Here is a 20531-nt window from a genome sequence, read left to right as displayed (position 1 = left end):
CTGCTCGAATGTTTCACGTGAAACGGGCGCCGATCGACGACGCCCGCCCGGGACCTTCCGCTCGCGCCGCCCAGGGCGACGGCTCAGGATGCCCCGCCTACTGTAGCCCGAAACAGCCGGGTGATCTCGGGCAGCAACCCGACCCCGAGTTCGAGCACCGCGATATCGCGGACGCGGTGCTTCTGCAGTACCTTCGTCGCCGCGGCGATCTCGTCGTCGACCCGCGCCCCCTTGAGGAAGAGCAGCTCGCCGCCCGCCCGGACGAGGGGTGCGGTGATGGGAATCAGGGTGCGGAGAGCGCTGACCGCCCGCGCGGTGACCTGATCGAAAGGTCCGGCGTCACGGGCATCCTCGGCTCGGGCCCGCAGCACGGTCACGTTTGTCAAGCCCAGCCGGGCCGACTCGTCGCGGAGCCAGTCGGTGCGGCGCTCCATCGGCTCGATCAGCGTGACCTCGACGTCAGGTCGGACAAGCGCGAGCACCAGGCCGGGGAGACCGGCTCCGCTGCCGATGTCGGCCAGGCGGCCTCCCGACTGCAGGAAGGGGGCGACGAGGGCACTGTTCAGCACATGCCGCGTCCACACACGTCCGACTTCGAGGGGGCCGATCAGGCCAAGCCGCTCGCCATGCTCGATGAGGTCGGCGGCGTACCGGCGTCCGAGCTCGAGCGCGGCGCCGAGAACCTCGGCTGCTGCCGCAGGCTCCGGCTCGGGGCCGGGCGATGTTTCACGTGAAACGCCCCACCCCGGCTCAGCCACGGCGGATGACCGTGTGGCGGTCCGCGCCCTCGCCTTCCGACTCGGAGACGTAGCCGCGCTCAGCCACCAGATCGTGGACGAGCTTGCGCTCGTAGCTCGACATCGGGGGGAGGGCAGCCGACGCGGCCCCGGCCTCGAGGCGCTCGACGGCCCGATCCACCAGGCGCTGTAGCTCGTCGGCACGGGCATCGCGCGAGCCGGCGATATCCAGGATCAAGCGGGAGAACTCACCCGTGCGAGCGTGCACCGCCAGCCGGGTGAGCTCCTGGAGCGCCGCGACGGTGTCGGGCTTGGAGAGCACGCGGAGAGCATCCGGCTCGTCCGCCTCGATGGAGAGGTAGACGCGGCCGGCCGTCGTCGTGATCTCGATATCTCCGTCGAGGTCGGCCAGGTCGAGCAGCTCCTCGAGGTAGTCCGCGGCCACGTCGCCCTCGTCGACGCCCGCAGGGGCAGCCGTGGTCTCGAGGGTCGTGCCGTCGACGACGGCATCAGGAGTGGAGGTCATGGTCTAGCGACCGCCCTTCTTCTTCGCACGGTTCTTGCTGACCGGCTGCTGGCGCTGGGTCTTCTTGGGCTCCTCGATCACGGTGCCCTCGATCTCCTCGTCGACGATTCCCTTCTTCTGGCGCTTCTTGGCCAGGCGGGCCTCGCGGGCGAGAGCGGCTTCGCTACCGGGGGTCGGCATGTTCCGGATGACGATGAACTGCTGGACCATGGTCCAGATGTTCGAGACGAACCAGTAGAACATCACGCCGAGCGGGAAGGCGATGCCCGAGAACAGGAAGACGACCGGGAGGACGTAGAGCAGGATGCGCTGCTGCCGGTACATCGGCGAGGCCTTCATCTCGGCACTCTGGTTCTTCGACATGATCTGCAGCTGCGTGATGAACTGCGATGCCGTCATCAGCACGATGAGGATCGCGGCGATCACGATGACCCAGGCGTTGCCGTCGTTGTTGACCATCGTCGCGCCGAGGGGAGCGATGCCGAAGAGGGTCGCCCGTCCGAACTCCTGCGACAGCTGCTCGTTGAGGAGGCCGACACCGGTGAGTCTGTTGAAGGAGTTGTTCAGCACCGAGAAGAGGCCGAAGAAGATCGGCATCTGCACGAGGATCGGGAGGCACGACGCGAAAGGGCTCGTCTTGTGCTTGCCGTAGAGCGCCATCGTCTCCCGTGACATCGCCTCGCGGGAGAACTGGTCGCGCTTGCCCTTGTACTTGTCCTGGATCTTCTTGAGGTCCGGGGCGATCTCGAGCATCTTGCGCTGGCTCTTGATCTGACGCACGAAGAGGGGGATCAGCGCGGCGCGGACCACCACAACGAGGCCGGCGATCGACAGCACCCAGGTGAGGCCGGCCTCGCTCTGCAGGCCGAGCGCCGTGAAGAGCGAGTGGAAGCCCACGAGGATCGCCTCGATCGCCCACTTGATGGGCCAGAGGATGAGACCGAAGAAGTCCATCGGGTCTACGCCTTTCTATCGATCACCATGAGGCCCCACCGCGCACGGCGGTAGGGGGACGTCTCGTTGACGGGCCAGTCGTCGATCCCGCCATCTGCCCACGGGTGGCAGCGCGCGAGCCGCCGGACCGTGAGCCAGCCGCCGCGCACCACGCCGTGCTCCTGCACCGCGCCCAGCCCATACGCCGAGCAGCTGGGGTAGTAGCGGCACACCTGACCGTACAGCGGAGAGATCACTGCTCGGTACACGCGAAGCAGGAGGATGACGATGTTGCGGGGGATCAGTCCGATGGTGCGCAGGATGCCGACGACCGTGTCGTTCATACCGCCATCACCGCCCGTCGAACCGCTCCGCCGATCTCCGCCCGCAGGGTATCCCACTCGGCTTCGCGCGCACTCGGCAGGGCGCGCACGACGACAAGCTGCCCCGGTGCGGCATCGCGGACGGTCTCCGCGCAGATCGCCTGGATACGACGGCGGATGCGGTTGCGGACGACTGCGTTGCCGACCTGCTTCGAGACGATCACGCCGAACAGCGGACCATCGACCTCCGCAGCGATGCGGTAGCAGACAGCTGAAGCCGTCGGAAAACGGCGCCCCCGTCGAACAGCGAGACGGAAGTCATCAGCCCGGGTGAGGCGATGTGCTCGTGGGAGCACCGCGGGGCTCAGGCGGAGAGTTCGGTGCGACCCTTGCGACGACGCGCGGCGAGGATCGCGCGGCCGGCACGGGTGCGCATGCGCAGACGGAAGCCGTGAACCTTCGCGCGGCGGCGGTTGTTCGGCTGGAAGGTGCGCTTGCTCATGGTTCTCTCCTCGACCCTGCGGGCCTGCGACGACGAAAGGGACTGCCCGACCGCCAGAGATGGCGCAGACAGAAGTCAACCGGTTAACAATAGGCTCCGGCCGCACCATGGTCAAACCGCACGATGACCGACGGCATTATCCACATGCTGGGGAGAGGCCCCTGGCAACGACGCGCCGTGGTCGGATTACAGTTATCTACACCGCTGTCCACCGACGTCCGAGGAGCCCGCATGTCCACCGAGATCGAGTCCCCGCAGGAGCTCTGGGAGTCGGTCCGCGCGGTGCTCACCGCAGATGAGCGCATCACCCCCCAGCTGCACGGCTTCATCAATCTGGTGGAACCGCGCGGCGTCATGGCGGGCACCTTCTATCTCGAGGTGCCGAACGAGCTGACGCGGGGGATGCTGGAGCAGCGCATCCGTTTGCCCCTGCTCAGCGCGCTCTCGATCGTGGCCGACGACGCGGTGACGAGCTTCGCGATCGTCGTGAACCCGGAGATCCAGAACGAGGTGCTCGACGCGAGCCCGGACGTCACCGAGCAGAGCCCCTCGTACATCGAACAGCCGGTGGCGACCCCAACCCTCGAGACCCCGGGCCGCCGCAGCGACAGCCGGCTCAACGAGAAATACAGCTTCGACAACTTCGTCATCGGCGGGTCGAACCGCTTCGCGCACGCCGCGGCGGTCGCCGTGGCCGAAGCGCCGGCGAAGGCGTACAACCCGCTCTTCATCTACGGCGAGTCGGGGCTGGGCAAGACCCACCTCCTGCACGCGATCGGCCACTACGCCGAGAGCCTCTACCCGGGCATCCGCGTTCGGTACGTGAGCTCGGAGGAGTTCACGAACGACTTCATCAACTCGATCGCCAACAACCGTGCGAGCCTCTTCCAGTCGCGCTACCGCGAGATCGACATCCTGCTGATCGACGACATCCAGTTCCTGCAGGGCAAGGATTCGACGCAGGAGGCGTTCTTCCACACCTTCAACACGCTGCACGATCACAACAAGCAGGTGGTCATCACCAGCGACCTGCCCCCGAAGCACCTCACCGGCTTCGAGGACCGCATGCGGAGCCGCTTCGAGTGGGGGCTCATCACCGACGTTCAAGCACCCGACCTCGAGACCCGTATCGCGATCCTGCGCAAGAAGGCGCAGAACGACAAGCTGCAGGTTCGGGATGACGTGCTCGAGTACATCGCCTCGAAGGTCTCGAGCAACATCCGCGAGCTCGAGGGTGCCCTGATCCGAGTGACCGCGTTCGCGAACCTGAACCGCACGCCCATCGACCTTCAGCTCGTGCAGACGGTGATGAAGGACCTCATCAGCCTTGACGGCGACAACGTGATCGAGCCGGTCAACATCATCAATCACACCGCGGCCTACTTCAAGTTCACCGTCGATGACCTGTACGGCTCCTCGCGATCGCAGGCAATCGCGACCGCTCGACAGATCGCGATGTACCTCTGCCGTGAACTGACGAACATGTCGCTGCCGCAGATCGGCAAGCTGTTCGGCAATCGCGATCACACGACGGTGATGTACGCGAACAAGAAGATCAGCGAACTCATGAAGGAGCGCCGCTCGATCTACAACCAGGTCACCGAGCTCACCAGCCGCATCAAGCAGAACCAGCGCTACAGCTGAACTGCCGGCGCCCGATTCCGGTCGCGCACAGCGTTCGTCCAGTTTCACTGCACGTTTCGCACACTGGGGACAGCCTGTGGATAACTTCCGTCGACGGTGGGGATGACATGTTGACGAGCATCCGCTCGATGTGAGCGACGGCGAGTTCTCCCCCACAGCCCTCCCGAGCCTCGACCAGATCTCCCCGCAGCGTTTCCACATCTTCCACGGCTGTAGTTCCTCATGATCCCGGGCGTGGAGGGCGGTTCTCCACAGTGTGAACAGCGGTTAATGATGCTGTTCTTCTTCTCTCTTGGTTAAGCATCCGGTCGATAACCTGAGGAGACGAGCGCGCCATCGCCCCCGGCTCGGCGCTGTGCCAGTATGGAAGGCCCCGCCCGGGGCCGTGTCGATGAGAGGGACCAGCGTGAAGTTCCAGGTGAATCGCGACGTCTTCAGCGAAGCGGTGTCGTTCGCCGTCAAGCTTCTTCCTCAGCGCACGACGCTGCCGATCCTCAGCGGAGTTCTGCTCCGCGCCGAGGGTTCGACGGTCACGCTCTCGAGCTTCGACTACGAGGTCTCGGCGCAGACCTCGATCACCGCCGATGTCACCGAGGACGGCACCGTTCTCGTCTCCGGCCGGCTGCTCGCCGACATCGCCTCGCGCCTGCCGAATGCACCGGTGGAGTTCACGACCGATGAGGGCAAGATCGCCGTCCGCTGCGGGTCGGCCCGATTCACACTCTCGAGCATGCCCGTCGAGGAGTACCCGAGCCTTCCGGTCGTCGACGGATCCAGCGGAGTCCTGCCGGGTGATGCCTTCGCCGATGCGGTCGCGCAGGTCGCCGTCGCGGCATCGCGCGACGATGTCACTCCGGTCATCACCGGTGTGCAGCTCGAGATCACGGGCAACCGCCTCTCCCTCGTCGCCACCGACCGCTACCGCGTCGCGGTCCGAGAGATCGATTGGGAGTCGACCGGCTCGGTCGACGGTGTCACCGCGCTTGTACCGGCTCGCACGCTTTCCGAGATCGGCAAAATCTTCGCCCACGCCGCCACCGTGTCGGTCACGATCGTCAGCGGAGGAGATCGGGAGCTGATCGCTTTCTCGGCCGACCAGAAGACGGTCACCTCGCTTCTCATCAAGGGCAACTTCCCGCCCGTCAAGCGTCTCTTCCCCGAGACCGTCGAGAACTACGCCGTGATGAACACGGCTGAGCTCGTAGAGTCGACTCGTCGCGTGCAGCTTGTTCTCGAGCGGGATGCGGCGCTGCGGTACAGCTTTAACGATGACGGTCTCACCCTCGAAGCGATCGGTTCCGAGAACGCTCAGGCCTCGGAGACCATCGACGCCCACCTGACCGGTGGCGACACGACGGTGTCGCTCAAGCCGCAGTTCCTCATCGACGGGCTCTCAGCCGTGCACAGCGAGTTCGTGCGCATCGGCTTCACGAAGACCGACAACCCGAACAAGCCGGGTCCCGTCCTGATCACGAGCCAGTCGTCGAAGGACCAGCCGGGCTCCGACAACTACCGCTACCTGCTGCAGCCGAACCTGCTGCTGCGCTGACGGGCGTGCACGTCACCCACCTGCAGCTCGTCGACTTCCGCAACTACGCCCAGGTCGACCTCGCCCTGCAGGCCGGCCCGGTGCTCTTCATCGGCCGCAACGGCCAGGGCAAGACGAACCTCGTCGAGGCAATCGCCTATGCCGGGTCGGCCTCGTCGCACCGGGTCTCCGGCGACCAGCCCCTGATCCGTTTCGGTGCGGAGTCCGCAGTCGTCCGGGTGCGCGTGCAGCACGATGAGCGGGCCCTCGTGATCGAGCTGCAGCTCAACCGCGGCGCACCCAATCGTGCACAGGTCAACGGATCCGCGATCCGCATGCGGGATCTGCCGCGCTACCTGCGCAGCGTGCTGTTCGCACCGGAGGATCTCGCCATCGTCCGTGGCGATCCCGGTGTCCGACGTGCCTTCCTCGACACTCTCGTCGCGCAGCGCTCGCCGCGCATGGCCGGCGTCATGTCCGACTACGAGCGCGTCGTCCGGCAGCGCAACTCGCTGCTCAAGTCGGCCCGGTCCTCGCGGCTCCGGCCCGATCAGCTCACGACCCTCGATGTGTGGGATGAACGACTCGTCGACCTCGGCACTCAGATCATCACCGCGCGGGCCGACGCGGTCGCGCAATTGCGGCCGCACGTGGGTGCGGCGTACTCCGCGGTCGCGGGGGATGAGCATCGCACGCGGATCGCGCTGCGGCTCAGCATCCATGGATCCGCCGATGAAGACTTCCCTCCCGAGACGGTGGATGATCCGACCACTCTGGCCGAAGCGTTTCGCGCCGCGGTCGCCTCACGGCGACGGGACGAGCTCGACCGGGCGGTGACCCTCGTGGGCCCGCATCGCGATGATCTCGTGCTCGAGTTGAACGGCTTGCCCGCGCGGGGGTATGCGAGCCACGGCGAGAGCTGGTCCTACGCACTGGCGCTCAAACTCGCCACTGCTGAAGTGCTCCGCGCTGATGAGGTGGCTGGTGACCCGGTGGTCATCCTCGACGACGTGTTCGCCGAGCTTGACCACGGACGGCGCGAGCGTCTCGCCGACGCGGTGGGCGGATACGAGCAAGTGCTGATCACGGCGGCCGTCGGCGCGGATGTTCCCGCGAGGCTGGCGGCGGCCCGGGTGGGGATCCGCGCCGGAGAGATCGTGGAGGACGGCGCGTGACTGGGAGCGATGACATGACGTCGCCCGCGGAGTCGGCGGCGAACGCGGAGTCGGAGTCGAGCGCCGTCTATCGCCGTCTGCGCGGCTTGCTGGGAGACCCTGCCTTGCGGTCGAAGGATGGCCGGCGTCGAGCCGCACGGTCGCTCGACGGCACCGCCCCCTTCGAGAACGGCCGCGACCCGGCGGGCCTCGGCGACGTCATCGATGCGGTGACCCGCTCGCTCGGCTGGAGCTCCCCGCTCGCCCGGGGCGAGCTCCTCGTGGCCTGGCCCGAGCTCGTCGGCTCCGACACGGCCGCGCACAGCGAACCCGTCGGCATCGAGGAGGGCGTGCTCATGGTGCAGTGCGACTCGACAGCCTGGGCCACCCAGCTGAGGCTGATGCGCGCGGAGATCCTGACGATGATCCTGCAGCGGTTCCCTGACGCGGAGGTGTCCTCCGTGCGGTTCATCGGGCCCGGTGCGCCGAGCTGGAAACGCGGTCCGCGATCGGTACCCGGTCGAGGCCCCCGAGATACCTACGGCTGAACGAGCGGAGCCACAACCGCAAATCAGTCCACCGTCGTCCAGAAATCTCCCCAGAGGGCCATTCTGAAGCCTCCTGAAGGCATTCCGTTGCTAGGATGGACCCGCCAGTTCGGGGCGTTGTTCAGCCCCCTGATCTGCCACCAGCGATCGACCCGGCAGGAGCGCCCATCCAATGACCATGTCCTCCTCCACCCCCGACGGCACGTCTGCGAAGAACGAGGCCTCCTACGGGGCCGGAGATATCCAGGTTCTCGAGGGCCTCGAAGCGGTGCGCAAGCGGCCCGGCATGTACATCGGCTCGACCGGCCCGCGCGGTCTGCACCACCTCGTCTACGAGATCGTCGACAACTCCGTCGATGAGGCGCTCGCCGGGCACTGCGACACCATCCATGTCACCCTCCTCGCCGATGGGGGAGTCCGGGTCATCGACAACGGTCGCGGCATCCCGGTCGATGAGCACCCCGTCGAGAAGAAGTCGACCGTCGAGGTCGTGCTCACCATCCTCCACGCGGGCGGCAAATTCGGCGGCGGCGGGTACGCGGTCTCGGGTGGTCTGCACGGCGTCGGCAGCTCCGTCGTCAACGCGCTCTCCGAGCGGCTCGAGGTCGCGGTACGTCGACAGGGCAACGTCTACACGCAGAGCTACCGCCACGGTGTTCCGGATGCTCCCCTCGCGAAGGGCGAGCCCACCACCGAGACCGGCACGACCATCGCGTTCTGGCCGAACAGCGAGATCTTCGAAACCGTCGAGTTCGACTACGATACACTGCGCACCCGCTTCCAGCAGATGGCCTTCCTCAACAAGGGCCTGCGCATCACCATCACCGACGAGCGTCCTGAGGCGCTGACCGATGAGGGCGCCCGGCACGAGGAGTTCCTCTACGAGAAAGGCCTTGTCGACTATGTCGAGTACCTGAACTCGGCGAAGAAGATCGAGGTCGTGCATCCCGAGATCATCTCGTTCGAGTCGGAGGACCCGGAGCGCCGCATCGCGCTCGAGGTCGCCATGCAGTGGACGACCGCGTACTCCGAGTCGGTGCACACCTACGCGAACACGATCAACACGCACGAGGGTGGTACTCACGAGGAGGGCTTCCGTGCCGCGCTGACCACACTGGTCAACAAGTACGCGCGCGACAAGGGCATCCTCAAGGAGAAGGACGAGAACCTCTCCGGCGACGACGTGCGCGAAGGCCTCACCGCGGTGATCTCGATCAAGCTCGGCGAGCCGCAGTTCGAGGGGCAGACCAAGACCAAGCTCGGAAACACCGAGGCGAAGTCGTTCGTGCAGAAGGTCGCTGGCGAGCACCTCGCCGACTGGTTCGACCGGAACCCCGCGCAGGCGAAGGACGTCATCCGCAAGGCGCTGCAGGCCTCGGCGGCGCGCATCGCCGCACGCAAGGCGCGCGAGCAGACCCGGCGCAAGGGCCTGCTGGAGTCGGGCGGCATGCCCGGAAAGCTCAAGGATTGCCAGTCGAAGGATCCCTCGCTCAGCGAGATCTTCATCGTCGAGGGCGACTCGGCCGGCGGCTCGGCGGTCCAGGGCCGCAATCCCGAGACGCAGGCGATCCTGCCGTTGCGCGGCAAGATCCTCAACGTCGAGAAGGCGCGACTCGACCGCGCCCTCGGCAACGCCGAGGTCCAGGCGATGATCACCGCCTTCGGCGCCGGCATCGGGGAGGACTTCGACCCGGACAAGGTGCGGTACCACAAGATCGTGCTGATGGCCGATGCCGATGTCGACGGCCAGCACATCACGACGCTGCTTCTCACCCTGCTGTTCCGCTACATGCGGCCACTGATCGACCTCGGCTACGTGTACCTCGCGCAGCCGCCGCTGTACCGGCTCAAGTGGTCGAACGCCGACCACGAGTACGTCTACAGCGATCGCGAGCGCGATGCGCTGCTCGAGGCGGGCCTCGCAGCCGGCAAGCGCATCCCCAAGGACAACGGGATCCAGCGCTACAAGGGTCTGGGCGAGATGAACCATCAGGAGCTGTGGGACACCACGATGAACCCGGAGTCCCGCACGCTCCTTCAAGTCACGCTTGATGACGCGGCGATGGCCGACAGCGTCTTCTCGACCCTGATGGGCGACGACGTCGAATTGCGCCGCACGTTCATCCAGCAGAACGCGAAGGATGTGCGCTTCCTCGACATCTAGTCGACAGCGACCGCGCACCCGCACTCCACCACTGAAGGGCATCCGATGGCAGACGAGACGACCGGCACCGAGACCTCCGAGCACGGCCCGGGCGGCAAGGTGAACCAGGTCGACCTGCAGCTCGAGATGCAGCGGTCGTACCTCGACTATGCGATGAGCGTCATCGTCGGTCGCGCCCTGCCCGACGTGCGCGACGGGCTCAAGCCCGTGCACCGCCGCGTCATCTACGCGATGTTCGACGGCGGCTACCGTCCTGACAAGGCGTACTCGAAGTGCTCGCGCGTCGTCGGCGACGTCATGGGGCAGTTCCACCCGCACGGCGACTCGGCGATCTACGACGCCCTCGTCCGCCTCGTGCAGCCGTGGTCGATGCGGTATCCGCTGGCCGCCGGCCAGGGCAACTTCGGCTCTCCCGGCAACGACGGCGCCGCGGCCCCGCGGTACACCGAGACCAAGATGGCCCCGCTCGCCATGGAGATGGTGCGCGACATCGAGGAAGACACCGTCGACTTCCAGGACAACTACGACGGTCGAACGCAGGAGCCCAGCATCCTGCCCTCGCGGTTCCCGAACCTCCTCGTCAACGGCTCGGTCGGCATCGCGGTCGGCATGGCCACGAACATCCCGCCGCACAACCTGCGAGAGGTGGCGTCGGCCGCGCTCTGGCACCTCGAGCACCCGGAGGCCGATCGCGAGGAGCTCCTCGAGGCGATCCTTCAGCGGGTGAAGGGTCCCGACTTCCCGACCGGCGCACAGATCCTCGGCATCAAGGGCATCCAGGATGCGTACCGCACCGGCCGCGGGTCGATCACGATGCGCGCGGTCGTCACGGTCGAGGAGATCCAGAACCGCACCTGCCTGGTCATCACCGAGCTGCCGTACCAGGTCAACCCTGACAACCTGGCGATCAAGATCGCCGACCTCGTCAAGGAGGGCAAGCTCGGCGGCATCGCCGACATCCGTGACGAGTCGTCGGGCCGCACCGGCCAGCGTCTCGTGATCGTCCTCAAGCGCGACGCGGTCGCCAAGGTTGTGCTCAACAACCTGTACAAGCACACCCAGCTGCAGGACAACTTCGGTGCGAATATGCTCGCCATCGTCGACGGCGTGCCGCGCACACTGCCGATCGACGGCTTCATCACGTACTGGACCGCGCACCAGATCGACGTCATCGTGCGGCGCACCGCCTTCCGGCTCAAGAAGGCCGAGGCCGATGCCCACATCCTGCGCGGCTACCTGAAGGCGCTGGATGCCCTTGACGAGGTCATCGCGCTGATCCGTCGCTCGCCCACCGTCGAGGAGGCCCGCGACGGACTGATCGCGCTGCTCGACGTCGACGAGCTGCAGGCGACGGCCATCCTGAACCTGCAGCTGCGCCGCCTGGCCGCTCTCGAACGCCAGAAGATCCAGGAGCAGGCGGAGGAGCTCGAGCGCCTCATCGCCGACTACCAGCAGATTCTCGCCAGCCCCGAGCGCCAGCGCTCGATCGTCTCGGAGGAGCTCACCGAGATCGTCGACAAGTACGGCGACGACCGGCGCACCGAGATCATGTTCGGCTTCGATGGCGACATGAGCATGGAGGACCTGATCCCCGAGGAGGAGATGGTCGTCACCGTCACCCGAGGCGGCTACATCAAGCGGACGCGCAGCGACAACTACCGCTCGCAGCACCGCGGCGGCAAGGGCGTCAAGGGTGCCCAGCTCCGCGCGGACGACGTGGTCGAGCACTTCTTCGTCACGACGACGCACCACTGGCTGCTGTTCTTCACCACCACTGGCCGGGTCTACCGGCTCAAGGCGTACGAGGTGCAGGAGGCCGGCCGCGATGCGAAGGGGCAGCACGTCGCCAACCTCCTCGCGCTGCAGCCGGAGGAGGAGATCGCGCAGATCCTGGACATCCGCGACTACTCGGTCGCGCAGCACCTCGTGCTCGCCACGCGCAACGGCCTCGTCAAGAAGACCGCGCTCACCGAGTACGACACCAACCGCACGGGCGGCATCATCGCCATCAACCTGCGCGAGGGCGACGAACTCGTCTCGGCCATGCTCGCCGACGACTCCGACGACCTGCTGCTGATCTCACGCCAGGGAATGTCGCTGCGGTTCACCGCTGACGACGCGGCTCTGCGCCCGATGGGCCGCTCGACGAGTGGCGTGACCGGAATGAAGTTCCGCGCCGGCGACGAGCTGCTGTCGGCCGATGTCGTCACCGAGGGCGGCTACGTCTTCGTCGTCACCGAGGGCGGGTTCGCCAAGCGCACAGCCGCCGACCAGTACCGGGTGCAGCAGCGGGGAGGCCTCGGTATCAAGGTCGCCAAGCTCAGCGACGACCGCGGCGCGCTCGCCGGCGGGTTGATCGTCGGCGACGACGACGAGGTGCTCGTGGTGATGGAAAACGGCAAAGTGGTACGCTCCTCCGTGGCCGAGGTCCCGGCCAAGGGCCGCGACACCATGGGGGTCGTCTTCGCTCGGCCCGACGACGATGACCGCATCATCGCGATCGCCCGCAACAGCGAGCGCAACCTCGCCGATGACGACACTGCTCCCGCCGATGCGGCGGAGGGCGACAAAGACACCACCGCGGCACCCGACGCCGCGGCGGGCGGAAAGGACGACAACCCGTGAGCACAGTCGCCGAGAAGCTGCAGCGCAAGTCGCAGCGCCAGGCCCCGACCAAGCAGGTTCGCCTGAAGCTCGTCTACATCGACTTCTGGTCGGCGGTGAAGCTCTCGTTCCTCGTCTCGATCTGCGGCGCCATCCTGCTGATGGTCGCCACCCTGTTCGTGTGGATCGTGCTCAACGCGCAGGGCGTCATCGCCAAGGTCGACTCGGTCTTCAGCGCCATCCTCGGGGAGGACGCCGGTCTCGTGAGCCTGTTCTCGCTCGGGCAGGTGATGCTGTTCGCGACCATCGTCGCCATCCTCAATGTCGTGGGCGGCACCGCCATCGGCGCGATCAGCGCCCTCCTCTACAACCTGATGGTGCGCGTGACCGGCGGCCTGCTCGTCGGCTTCACCAACAACTGATCGGGCGCTCCTCCCGAATTGGGAGAGCCCGACCGGGTGCTGTACAGTGGCATCCGGTCTACGGGGATATAGCTCAGGCGGTTAGAGCGCTTCGCTGATAACGAAGAGGTCCCAGGTTCAAGTCCTGGTATCCCCACGGTATTGATTGTCACGCCGCCGATTCTGCGGCGTGACGTCCCGATCCCTCCTTCTTCCCGTCTCCGCGACGCGGCGTGCGGGTAATCTGGGGGATGCGGGGCCTTAGCTCAATTGGTAGAGCGCCTGCTTTGCAAGCAGGAGGTCAGGGGTTCGATTCCCCTAGGCTCCACGGTTTTTCTGATCGCGCCGCCGCTCCTGCGGCGCGATGCCGCTTCCGCGAGACGAGCGTGGTCGTCTCGCTTCGCGTCTCGGATCGAGTTCTGCGAGCCCGCTCCTGCGGCGCGATGCCGCTTCCGCGAGACGAGCGTGGTCGTCTCGCTTCGCGTCTCGGATCGAGTTCTGCGAGCCCGCTCCTGCGGCGCGATGCCGCTTCCGCGAGACGAGCGTGGTCGTCTCGCTTCGCGTCTCGGATCGAGTTCTGCGAGCCCGCTCCTGCGGCGCGATGCCGCTTCCGCGAGACGAGCGTGGTCGTCTCGCTTCGCGTCTCGGATCGAGTTCTGCGAGCCCGCTCCCGCGGCGCGATGCCGCTTCCGCGAGACGAGCACCTTCGCTCTGCCGCGTCAGGGGTCGAGGTGGGTGCCGGCGAACTCGACGGTGGCGACGAGACCGCGCGGGTCGCCGCGCCTCAGGGTCGCCTCCGCTCCGCTCGCGCGCGCGAGCTCGGCGACGATGGCGAGGCCGAGCCCCGTGCCGGGGGTCGTCGTCGACCCTCGCCAGAAGCGGTCGAAGGCGCGGGCGAGCTCTTCGTCGGACATCCCGGGCCCCTCGTCGATGATGCTGACGGACGGCCGCTCACCGCCCGTCACCAGAACCCGCACGACGGTTCCCTCGGCCGAGACGGCGAGGGCGTTGTCGAGCAGGTTGTCGATGATTTGCTCGACCGCGGTCGGGATCGCGAGCACCCCGGCGCTCGGCGCACCCTCGACGCGCACCTCGACACCCGACTCGGCGGCGAGAGCCTCCCACTGCTCAACGCGCGTACGAGCCACTGCTCCGAGGTCGGTCGGCGCGGGGCGCACCGTGGGTGCCCCCGCTCGACCGAGGGCCAGCAGCCCCTCGACGATGGTGACCAGCCGGTCGGTCTCGCGCTCGGCCGCGACCAGCCGTTCGGCGGCACCCGACGGGTCGGACTCGAGCAGGTCGTGCGCGCGCTCCAGCTTGAGGCGCAGCGCGGTGAGGGGGGTCCGCAGCTGGTGCGAAGCGTCGGCGGCGAAGGCCCGCTGCTCGTCGATCAGCGCGGAGAGACGATCAGCCATCCGGTTGAAGGTCGATGACAGCTGCATGAGCTCGGGGGCTCCTCGACCGGTGTCGGCCCGCGCATCCAGGTCGCCCCCGGCGAGCCGCTCGCTCGCGGCCGTGAGCACGCGCAGGGGTCGCGTCACCGTGCCCGAGAAGATCACCCCCGCGATGCCGGCCATCAGGAGCGTCAGCAGGGCGACGATGCCGATCACGCTGAGCCGTTCGGCGACCTCCTCGTCGACGACTGCTGCGGGGTACGTCAAGCGCACGGCGCCGACGATGTCCTGACCGCTGATCACCGGCACGGCCACGTAGACCAGCTGTTCGTCGAGGGTCGTCGAGAAGCGCGACCCGGTCGCGATCGTGCCGGCGAGGGCCTGCGCGATCTCCGGTCGGGTCGAGTAGTCACCGCCGACCGCTGACTGGTCGTCGTCGCTCGTCACGACAGCAGTGCCGTCGATATCCGTGATGACCACGCGGCCCCCGCCCGATGCGCGGTACTCCTGGGCGATCGCGGCGATGCCGGCCACCTCGGCCGGTTCGAGCGCCTCCAGCGCCTCCTCCGCGCGACCCGCCAGCACGAACGCATCGCGCTCGAGGCCGGTGATGAGGCGATCGGTCTCGACCGCGCGCAGGTACTGGGCGAGGGGTACGGTCTGCACGAGCAGCACGAGCGCGGTGATCACCATCACCATGCCCATGAACCGCCAGCGCATCAGGGCTCGACTAGCTTGAAGCCCACGCCGCGGACAGCCTCGATCCAGCGCGGGTCACCGAGCTTCTTGCGGATCGCCGCGATGTGCGCATCCAGCGTCTTCGCCGTGCCGAACCAGGTGGTGTCCCAGACGTCGCGCAGGATGTCCGCCCGCCGGAAGACGGCGCCGCGGTCGCTGTCGAGGTACTCGAGCACGTCGAACTCGCGGGGCGTCAGGTGAACCTCGACATCGTCGAGCAGCACGCGCCGCGCCCGGCTGTCGACCACGAGGCGGCTGGTTGATTCCGCGGAGGGGGGGCTCGCGGCGGCATCCTGGACCGTCCGGCGGGTGACGGCATGGATGCGGGCCACGAGCTCGCGCATTCCGAACGGCTTCACCACGTAGTCATCGGCACCGATCTCGAGTGCGACCACGCGGTCGACCTCCTCGTCGCGGGCGCTGACGATGATGATCGGGACGGCGCTCGTCGCGCGCAACCGGCGGCAGACCTCGGTGCCGTCCATGTCGGGAAGCCCGAGGTCGAGCACGACGAGATCGGGCTGGAGGCTCGCCACGGCGGCGATGCCCTCGGTGCCCGTCGCGACGCGCGTCGTGGTGATCGAGCGGTCGGAGAGACCATCGACGATGCCGTCGGCGACGGCGTCGTCATCCTCGATCACCACAACATGCATGCGCTCATCCTGCACCCGTCCCGTCCGGCTCGCACGGATCCCCTCGGGTCGATCGCCATCTTGGATGAATCTTGGATATCCGGCGGGCGCTCCTGAAACGACAACTCCGTACGGTCGAAGCATGAAGAACCAGATCATCACGGCCCTGTCCATCGTCGCCGTTCTCGGTGCCGCGAGCGGCGCCTACGCCGCGAACCAGTCCGTGCTCAGCTCCGCGTCGAGCGAGCCCTCCGTCATCGGGACGGCCACCCCGGTTCTCGTCCCCGTCGCGCCCAAGGGCAGCGACATCCCGGAGGAGTACCGGCAGCGTCTCGCCGACGCGGAGAGCGGCACCATCCCCGGCCAGGGCGACGACGGCACCTCGACTGAGACCCCCGCGGTCCCGGTCCAGCCCGCTCCGCCGACGGCGGGCAATTCCGCCGGTTCGTACGACGACGACGACGACGATGATGAGTACGAGGACGAGAGCCACGAGTCCGAGGATGACGAGTCGGACGACGAGAGCCACGAGTCCGAGGACGAGACGGACGATGACGACTAACACCCACCCGGCCGCGGTGGCGCGCTCCCTCACGGGAGCCGGCACCGCGATCGCCCTCATCGGCATGGTGACCGGCTTCCAGATCTCAGCGGCGCACGCCGAGCAACAGGCTGCCGCGGCCGCGGTCGTCGACGCGGCGCCCGCGAGCGTCCCCGCCCGGGCGCTGGCCGTGCGGGTGCTCGATGCGGGCCTGCTTCCCGAGCCCGTCGCGGCACCTGCCGCACCGAGCAGCACGTCGAGCGGCAGCACGAGCCCGCGTTCGGGCGCCGGTACGGCTGCGCCCGCGCCGGCCGCGCCCGCCCGTCCGGCACCGGCGCCTGCCCCGGCGGCGCCTGCCCCGGCACCCGCACCTCCCGCCGACGGCACCACCGCCGGCTCCGGCGGCTGATCGTCCGCATGCCGACCACCGAGGCGCCGTCGCGCATCATCGATCGCGCGGTCCGCGCGATGGGCGGGGGCGCCCGCCTCCGCATCGTCCTCGCTCCCGAGGGTGCGGATGTCGACGAGGACCTCGGCATCCAAGCGGTCGCTCGTGCCGAGCGCCGCCTTGTCGAGCTCGAGCAGCGTTGGAGCCGCTTCCTCCCGGACAGCGACCTCACCCGCGTCAACACCGCCGAGGGGCGGCCGACCAGGGTGCACGCCGACACGATCGTGCTCCTCGATGCGATGCGGGCCGCCTGGCACGAGACCGATCGCGACTTCGACCCCGGTCTCCTGCCTGCGCTCGTGGCCGGGGGCTACGGCCGGTCGCTCGTCGACGGGAGCCGGTCCACCGCCCTTCCTCCCTCCGCCCGCGACCGCGCCGACCTCGACGCCATGCGGCTCGATGGCGCGACGGTGACCCTGCCGGTCGGCACGACGCTCGATTCCGGCGGCATCGGCAAGGGCCTGGCCGCCGACCTGATCGCCGATGAGCTGATGGCGCTGGGGGTGGCCGGCTGTCTCATCGAGGTCGGCGGCGATGTGCGGGTGCGCGGCACCGCACCAGACGGCATCGCCTGGCGTGTCCGGGTCGAGGACCCGTTCGACCTCGCGAGCACGCGCACGACCGTGCGCCTGGGCGACGGCGGCATCGCGACCTCCAGTCAGCGCAAGCGCCGCTGGCTCGGGGTGGACGGCGCGGACGCCCACCACCTCATCGACCCGGCCACCCTGCGCAGCACCCGCACGAGCACCCAGACCGTCACGGTCATCGCCGCCACGGCGGCGCGCGCGGAGGCCCTCACCAAGCCCGGCGTCCTCCGCCCCCTCGACGACTACCTCGCCTGGCTCCCCACCCGTGGTGCCGCGGCCCTCACCATCGATGCCGACGGCGTCGAGCGCACGACCCCGAACTGGAGCGATTACGCATGAACGACCCGCACTTCTGGTGGTACGTCACCCGCGCGAGCGCGGTGCTCGCCTGGATCGTGATGACGGTCGCCGTCCTCTGGGGAATCCTGCTGTCGACCCGCGTCTTCCGGGGGGCGGACAACCCGGCGTGGCTGCAGGGCCTCCACCGCTATCTCGGTGGTTTGGCCCTCGTGCTCACGGGCATCCACTTGGTCTCGCTCATGCTCGACCCGTGGCTCGCGATGCCCCTCGACCAGCTGCTGGTCCCGCTTGTCGCCGAGTACCGGCCCGTTCCCGTGGCCCTCGGCATCCTGTCGTTCTACGTCCTGCTCGCCGTGCAGCTCACCTCGCTGGTGATGAACCGGCTGCCTCGCCGTTTCTGGAAGGCCGTGCACTACCTCAGCTACGTCGCGGTGCTCGCCGTCGCGGTCCACGGTACGCTCGCCGGCACCGACGCCGGGGCCGTCTGGTATCAGCTGGTGGCGACCGTCATCGTCACGGCGAGCCTGCTCGCCCTGGCGGTCCGCGTGGTCATGGCGCGCCGGTCCCGCGCCGCGGCCGCTTCGAGCTCGGCTCCGGCACCGGGGGGAGCCGGTGTCGTCCCCTCCCTCGCCGAGGCGAACCCCGGCGACCCGCTGGCGGTCACCAGGATGCGCATCATCGCGAAGCACCCGGTCGCCGACGGCGTCGTGCGCCTGCGGTTCGCCCGGGTCGACGGCCGGCCCATCGATCCCTGGTACGCCGGGGCGCACATCACGCTCCGTCTGCCGATCGGCATCGAGCGCCAGTACTCGCTGTGCAGCGACCCCGCCGATCGCGACCACGTCGACATCGCCGTGCTGAGGGCCGAGCCGACTGGTGTCGGCAGCGCCTGGCTGCACGACATCGCCCAGCTCGGCGACGAGCTCGACGTGATCGGGCCGCGCAACCACTTCCCCCTGGAGGCGGCGCACGACTACCTGTTTATCGCGGGCGGCATCGGCATCACGCCGATCCGCGCGATGATCGAGGCCCTGCCGCCGACGCGTACCTGGCGCCTGCTCTACCTGGGTCGCACCCGGAGCCAGCTCGCCTTCGCCGCCGAGCTCGAGCAGCGGTACGGCGATCGCGTGCAGGTCGTCGCGGGCGATGAGCGCAGCGAGCGCCTCGACCTCGCGCGGGTCATCGCGGCGACCGGGCCGGAGACCGCCGTCTACTCCTGCGGCAGCAGCACGCTGCTCGATGCCGTCGAGCAGGCGACCCCGCGCGACCGCTGCCACACGGAGCGCTTCATCGCGACCGACCGTTCCGTCGGTGTCGAACGAGTGGCCGTCACGGTCGTCGCGCAGCGCTCGGGGACGCGCGTCGAGGTCGCGGCGGAGGAGAGCATTCTCGCCGCCCTGCAGGGGGCGGGCCTGCCGGTCGCGACCTCGTGCGGCACCGGCGTGTGCGGCACGTGCGAGACGCGGGTGCTCCGCGGCACGCCGCTCCACCTCGACTCCGTCATGCCGGATGCCGACAAGGACGAGGTCGGGGTCTTCTACCCATGCGTCTCGCGGGCGCGCACGCCCGAGCTCGTGCTCGACCTGTGACGGGGGCGGCTCACGCCTCCGGCGCGGCGATCTCCTCCTCGACCCAGAGGTCGTCGTCGGTGCGCAGCGTCTGCCAGGCGGCGTAGGCGATCGCGGCGGTCGCCACCACGCCGAGGCCGATCAGGATGTACCGGCCCGGCCCGGGCTGAGACTTGACCTCGACGATGCCCACGCGCTGACTCCCGCGCGTGGCGAGCTCGCGGCCGGTCGAGGAGACCTGGCGGAGAGCATCCCGGATGCGCTTGTCGCGCGCGACATCGAGCACCGCGATCGCGGAGCCGATCGCGCCGGTGACCGCGGGAAGGACGTCGTCGACGAAGCGGTCGCGCGTCGCCGACGCGGCGTGCCGCACGGAGTCGACACCGGCTTCCACGCCGGGGACGATGCGCTTCTCATAGGTCTGCCGAACGCGCGGGGCGACGTCATCCCGGGCGACCGAGGCGGCCTGCCGACTGGCATCGCGCAGAATTCCCGCGGCACGCTCGAGAACCTCGCGCTGCTCGTCCCAGACGTTCTCGGCCTCGCGGCGCAGCTTCTTGAGCTCGCGTTGGCGCTTGCGTGACAGTTCCATGGTGACCCTCCTGCATCGTCAGTGGTCGACACCCCCATCCTGGCACTCCCCGACCCCGCGCCCAACAGATGCGCCGCCGATGCTCAGCCAGCCGCCAGCAGCCTCCATGCCAGAATGGGCGGCATGTCGATCCACACCGCTGTCGCCACCATCCACACCAACCACGGCGACATCGTCGTCAACCTCTACGGCAACCACGCCCCCAAGACCGTGCGCAACTTCGTCGGCCTCGCCACCGGCACGCTGGAGTGGACGCACCCGCGCACCGGGCAGGCGACGACCGAGCCGCTGTACAACGGCGTGATCTTCCACCGCATCATCAAGGACTTCATGCTCCAGGGCGGTGACCCGCTCGGGCAGGGCATCGGCGGCCCCGGCTACGAGTTCGACGACGAGATCCACCCCGAGCTGCAGTTCAGCGAGCCCTTCCTGCTCGCCATGGCCAACGCGGGCAAGCGCGGCGGCCGCGGCACCAACGGCTCGCAGTTCTTCATCACGACCGTCGCGACGCCGTGGCTCAACGGCAACCACACCATCTTCGGTGCCGTCGCCGACGACGACTCGAAGGCCGTCGTGAAGGCGATCGAGGCGGTGCCGACGAACGCGAACGACAAGCCGCTGCATGATGTCGTCATCACGAGCATCGAGGTCGTCGAGGTCGCGTGAC

General features: G+C 68.3%; 21 protein-coding genes and 2 tRNA genes. 14 read left to right on the top strand and 9 right to left on the bottom strand.

The genetic code is table 11. The features are described from left to right. Window positions 1-83 precede the first annotated feature (83 nt). From rsmG to rpmH, 6 genes are read right to left on the bottom strand one after another with little or no spacing between them, the layout of a single operon-like run. Window positions 84-758, bottom strand: a complete 675-nt coding sequence (rsmG, locus tag BJ959_RS07595; protein WP_341799886.1) for a 16S rRNA (guanine(527)-N(7))-methyltransferase RsmG — start codon at window positions 756-758, stop codon at window positions 84-86. Beyond that, complete coding sequence (locus BJ959_RS12660) at window positions 751-1263, bottom strand: Jag family protein (RefSeq protein ID WP_243738864.1); 513 nt, start codon at window positions 1261-1263, stop codon at window positions 751-753. Before BJ959_RS12660 ends, rsmG begins: the two co-directional genes overlap by 8 nt. Before the next feature lie 3 nt (window positions 1264-1266). Further along, entirely contained in the window at window positions 1267-2217 is a 951-nt protein-coding gene (yidC, locus tag BJ959_RS07590; RefSeq protein WP_153981295.1) for a membrane protein insertase YidC, read from the bottom strand. A gap of 5 nt (window positions 2218-2222) precedes the next feature. Continuing rightward, window positions 2223-2540, bottom strand: coding sequence for a membrane protein insertion efficiency factor YidD (gene yidD / locus BJ959_RS07585; protein WP_153981296.1), 318 nt, complete (start codon window positions 2538-2540; stop codon window positions 2223-2225). Beyond that, complete coding sequence (gene rnpA / locus BJ959_RS07580; RefSeq protein WP_153981297.1) at window positions 2537-2875, bottom strand: ribonuclease P protein component; 339 nt, start codon at window positions 2873-2875, stop codon at window positions 2537-2539. The genes yidD and rnpA overlap by 4 nt, the downstream gene beginning before the upstream one ends. An 8-nt stretch (window positions 2876-2883) precedes the next feature. Next, window positions 2884-3021: a 50S ribosomal protein L34 gene (gene rpmH, locus BJ959_RS07575; RefSeq protein WP_022881903.1), complete on the bottom strand. Its 138-nt coding sequence runs from the start codon at window positions 3019-3021 to the stop codon at window positions 2884-2886. A 231-nt stretch (window positions 3022-3252) separates the two neighbouring features. Between rpmH and dnaA the strand changes: the two genes are divergently transcribed. From dnaA to BJ959_RS07530, 9 genes are all read left to right on the top strand, one after another. Then, on the top strand, window positions 3253-4665 hold the full coding sequence (gene dnaA, locus BJ959_RS07570; RefSeq protein WP_153981298.1) for a chromosomal replication initiator protein DnaA: 1413 nt from the start codon (window positions 3253-3255) through the stop codon (window positions 4663-4665). A gap of 406 nt (window positions 4666-5071) precedes the next feature. Then, on the top strand, window positions 5072-6214 hold the full coding sequence (gene dnaN / locus BJ959_RS07565) for a DNA polymerase III subunit beta (protein WP_153981299.1): 1143 nt from the start codon (window positions 5072-5074) through the stop codon (window positions 6212-6214). Window positions 6215-6219: 5 nt separating this feature from the next. Further along, on the top strand, window positions 6220-7368 hold the full coding sequence (gene recF / locus BJ959_RS07560) for a DNA replication/repair protein RecF (protein ID WP_153981300.1): 1149 nt from the start codon (window positions 6220-6222) through the stop codon (window positions 7366-7368). 14 nt (window positions 7369-7382) lie between these two features. Then, entirely contained in the window at window positions 7383-7895 is a 513-nt protein-coding gene (locus BJ959_RS07555; protein WP_153981301.1) for a DciA family protein, read from the top strand. A 178-nt stretch (window positions 7896-8073) separates the two neighbouring features. Beyond that, the gene (gyrB, locus tag BJ959_RS07550; RefSeq protein WP_243738865.1) at window positions 8074-10059 is read left to right on the top strand and encodes a DNA topoisomerase (ATP-hydrolyzing) subunit B; all 1986 of its coding nucleotides are present in this window, start codon (window positions 8074-8076) and stop codon (window positions 10057-10059) included. Between the two features lie 45 nt (window positions 10060-10104). Beyond that, on the top strand, window positions 10105-12684 hold the full coding sequence (gene gyrA, locus BJ959_RS07545; RefSeq protein ID WP_153981303.1) for a DNA gyrase subunit A: 2580 nt from the start codon (window positions 10105-10107) through the stop codon (window positions 12682-12684). Beyond that, the gene (locus BJ959_RS07540; RefSeq protein ID WP_153981304.1) at window positions 12681-13085 is read left to right on the top strand and encodes a DUF3566 domain-containing protein; all 405 of its coding nucleotides are present in this window, start codon (window positions 12681-12683) and stop codon (window positions 13083-13085) included. Before gyrA ends, BJ959_RS07540 begins: the two co-directional genes overlap by 4 nt. Window positions 13086-13147: 62 nt before the next feature. Then, window positions 13148-13221, top strand: a tRNA-Ile gene (locus BJ959_RS07535). A gap of 98 nt (window positions 13222-13319) precedes the next feature. Then, a tRNA-Ala gene (locus BJ959_RS07530) sits at window positions 13320-13392 on the top strand. Between the two features lie 391 nt (window positions 13393-13783). Here BJ959_RS07530 and BJ959_RS07525 read toward each other — a convergent pair. Both BJ959_RS07525 and BJ959_RS07520 read right to left on the bottom strand, forming a co-directional pair. Beyond that, window positions 13784-15178 carry a sensor histidine kinase gene (locus BJ959_RS07525; protein WP_243738866.1) on the bottom strand — a complete coding sequence of 465 codons (1395 nt, stop codon included), beginning with the start codon at window positions 15176-15178 and terminating at the stop codon, window positions 13784-13786. Next, on the bottom strand, window positions 15178-15849 hold the full coding sequence (locus BJ959_RS07520) for a response regulator transcription factor (RefSeq protein WP_153981305.1): 672 nt from the start codon (window positions 15847-15849) through the stop codon (window positions 15178-15180). Before BJ959_RS07520 ends, BJ959_RS07525 begins: the two co-directional genes overlap by 1 nt. Before the next feature lie 121 nt (window positions 15850-15970). On the opposite strand from BJ959_RS07520, the gene BJ959_RS07515 reads away from it, so the two are divergent. The 4 genes from BJ959_RS07515 to BJ959_RS07500 are packed head-to-tail and all read left to right on the top strand — an operon-like array spanning window position 15971 to window position 19293. Then, entirely contained in the window at window positions 15971-16390 is a 420-nt protein-coding gene (locus tag BJ959_RS07515; protein WP_153981306.1) for a hypothetical protein, read from the top strand. Further along, on the top strand, window positions 16380-16778 hold the full coding sequence (locus BJ959_RS07510; protein ID WP_153981307.1) for a hypothetical protein: 399 nt from the start codon (window positions 16380-16382) through the stop codon (window positions 16776-16778). The genes BJ959_RS07515 and BJ959_RS07510 overlap by 11 nt, the downstream gene beginning before the upstream one ends. 8 nt (window positions 16779-16786) lie before the next feature. After that, the gene (locus tag BJ959_RS07505) at window positions 16787-17743 is read left to right on the top strand and encodes an FAD:protein FMN transferase (protein ID WP_153981308.1); all 957 of its coding nucleotides are present in this window, start codon (window positions 16787-16789) and stop codon (window positions 17741-17743) included. After that, a complete protein-coding gene (locus BJ959_RS07500) occupies window positions 17740-19293 on the top strand; it encodes a 2Fe-2S iron-sulfur cluster-binding protein (protein ID WP_153981309.1) in 1554 nt (517 codons plus the stop codon). Before BJ959_RS07505 ends, BJ959_RS07500 begins: the two co-directional genes overlap by 4 nt. 10 nt (window positions 19294-19303) lie before the next feature. Here the strand turns inward: BJ959_RS07500 and BJ959_RS07495 are convergent, their stop codons facing one another. Further along, window positions 19304-19864 carry a hypothetical protein gene (locus tag BJ959_RS07495; protein WP_153981310.1) on the bottom strand — a complete coding sequence of 187 codons (561 nt, stop codon included), beginning with the start codon at window positions 19862-19864 and terminating at the stop codon, window positions 19304-19306. Window positions 19865-19987: 123 nt separating this feature from the next. On the opposite strand from BJ959_RS07495, the gene BJ959_RS07490 reads away from it, so the two are divergent. Then, window positions 19988-20530, top strand: coding sequence for a peptidylprolyl isomerase (locus BJ959_RS07490; RefSeq protein WP_153981311.1), 543 nt, complete (start codon window positions 19988-19990; stop codon window positions 20528-20530). Window position 20531: the final 1 nt, after the last annotated feature.

This window comes from Microcella frigidaquae (assembly GCF_014200395.1).
GTDB lineage: Bacteria > Actinomycetota > Actinomycetes > Actinomycetales > Microbacteriaceae > Microcella > Microcella frigidaquae.
The sequence above is the reverse complement of the archived record's forward strand: the minus strand, read 5'-3'. Positions and strand labels throughout refer to the sequence as shown.

What these genes read in the sequence shown, in the direction of transcription:
- gyrA (WP_153981303.1), top strand. Translation starts at nt 10,105, where the DNA reads ATGGCAGACGAGACGACCGGCACCGAGACCTCCGAGCACGGCCCGGGC.
- BJ959_RS07505 (WP_153981308.1), top strand. Translation starts at nt 16,787, where the DNA reads ATGCCGACCACCGAGGCGCCGTCGCGCATCATCGATCGCGCGGTCCGC.
- BJ959_RS07555 (WP_153981301.1), top strand. Translation starts at nt 7,383, where the DNA reads ATGACGTCGCCCGCGGAGTCGGCGGCGAACGCGGAGTCGGAGTCGAGC.
- BJ959_RS07500 (WP_153981309.1), top strand. Translation starts at nt 17,740, where the DNA reads ATGAACGACCCGCACTTCTGGTGGTACGTCACCCGCGCGAGCGCGGTG.
- yidD (WP_153981296.1), bottom strand. Translation starts at nt 2,540, where the DNA reads ATGAACGACACGGTCGTCGGCATCCTGCGCACCATCGGACTGATCCCC.
- gyrB (WP_243738865.1), top strand. Translation starts at nt 8,074, where the DNA reads ATGTCCTCCTCCACCCCCGACGGCACGTCTGCGAAGAACGAGGCCTCC.
- BJ959_RS07515 (WP_153981306.1), top strand. Translation starts at nt 15,971, where the DNA reads ATGAAGAACCAGATCATCACGGCCCTGTCCATCGTCGCCGTTCTCGGT.
- BJ959_RS07520 (WP_153981305.1), bottom strand. Translation starts at nt 15,849, where the DNA reads ATGCATGTTGTGGTGATCGAGGATGACGACGCCGTCGCCGACGGCATC.
- yidC (WP_153981295.1), bottom strand. Translation starts at nt 2,217, where the DNA reads ATGGACTTCTTCGGTCTCATCCTCTGGCCCATCAAGTGGGCGATCGAG.
- BJ959_RS07525 (WP_243738866.1), bottom strand. Translation starts at nt 15,178, where the DNA reads ATGCGCTGGCGGTTCATGGGCATGGTGATGGTGATCACCGCGCTCGTG.
- BJ959_RS07490 (WP_153981311.1), top strand. Translation starts at nt 19,988, where the DNA reads ATGTCGATCCACACCGCTGTCGCCACCATCCACACCAACCACGGCGAC.
- BJ959_RS07510 (WP_153981307.1), top strand. Translation starts at nt 16,380, where the DNA reads ATGACGACTAACACCCACCCGGCCGCGGTGGCGCGCTCCCTCACGGGA.
- dnaA (WP_153981298.1), top strand. Translation starts at nt 3,253, where the DNA reads ATGTCCACCGAGATCGAGTCCCCGCAGGAGCTCTGGGAGTCGGTCCGC.
- BJ959_RS12660 (WP_243738864.1), bottom strand. Translation starts at nt 1,263, where the DNA reads ATGACCTCCACTCCTGATGCCGTCGTCGACGGCACGACCCTCGAGACC.
- BJ959_RS07495 (WP_153981310.1), bottom strand. Translation starts at nt 19,864, where the DNA reads ATGGAACTGTCACGCAAGCGCCAACGCGAGCTCAAGAAGCTGCGCCGC.
- rpmH (WP_022881903.1), bottom strand. Translation starts at nt 3,021, where the DNA reads ATGAGCAAGCGCACCTTCCAGCCGAACAACCGCCGCCGCGCGAAGGTT.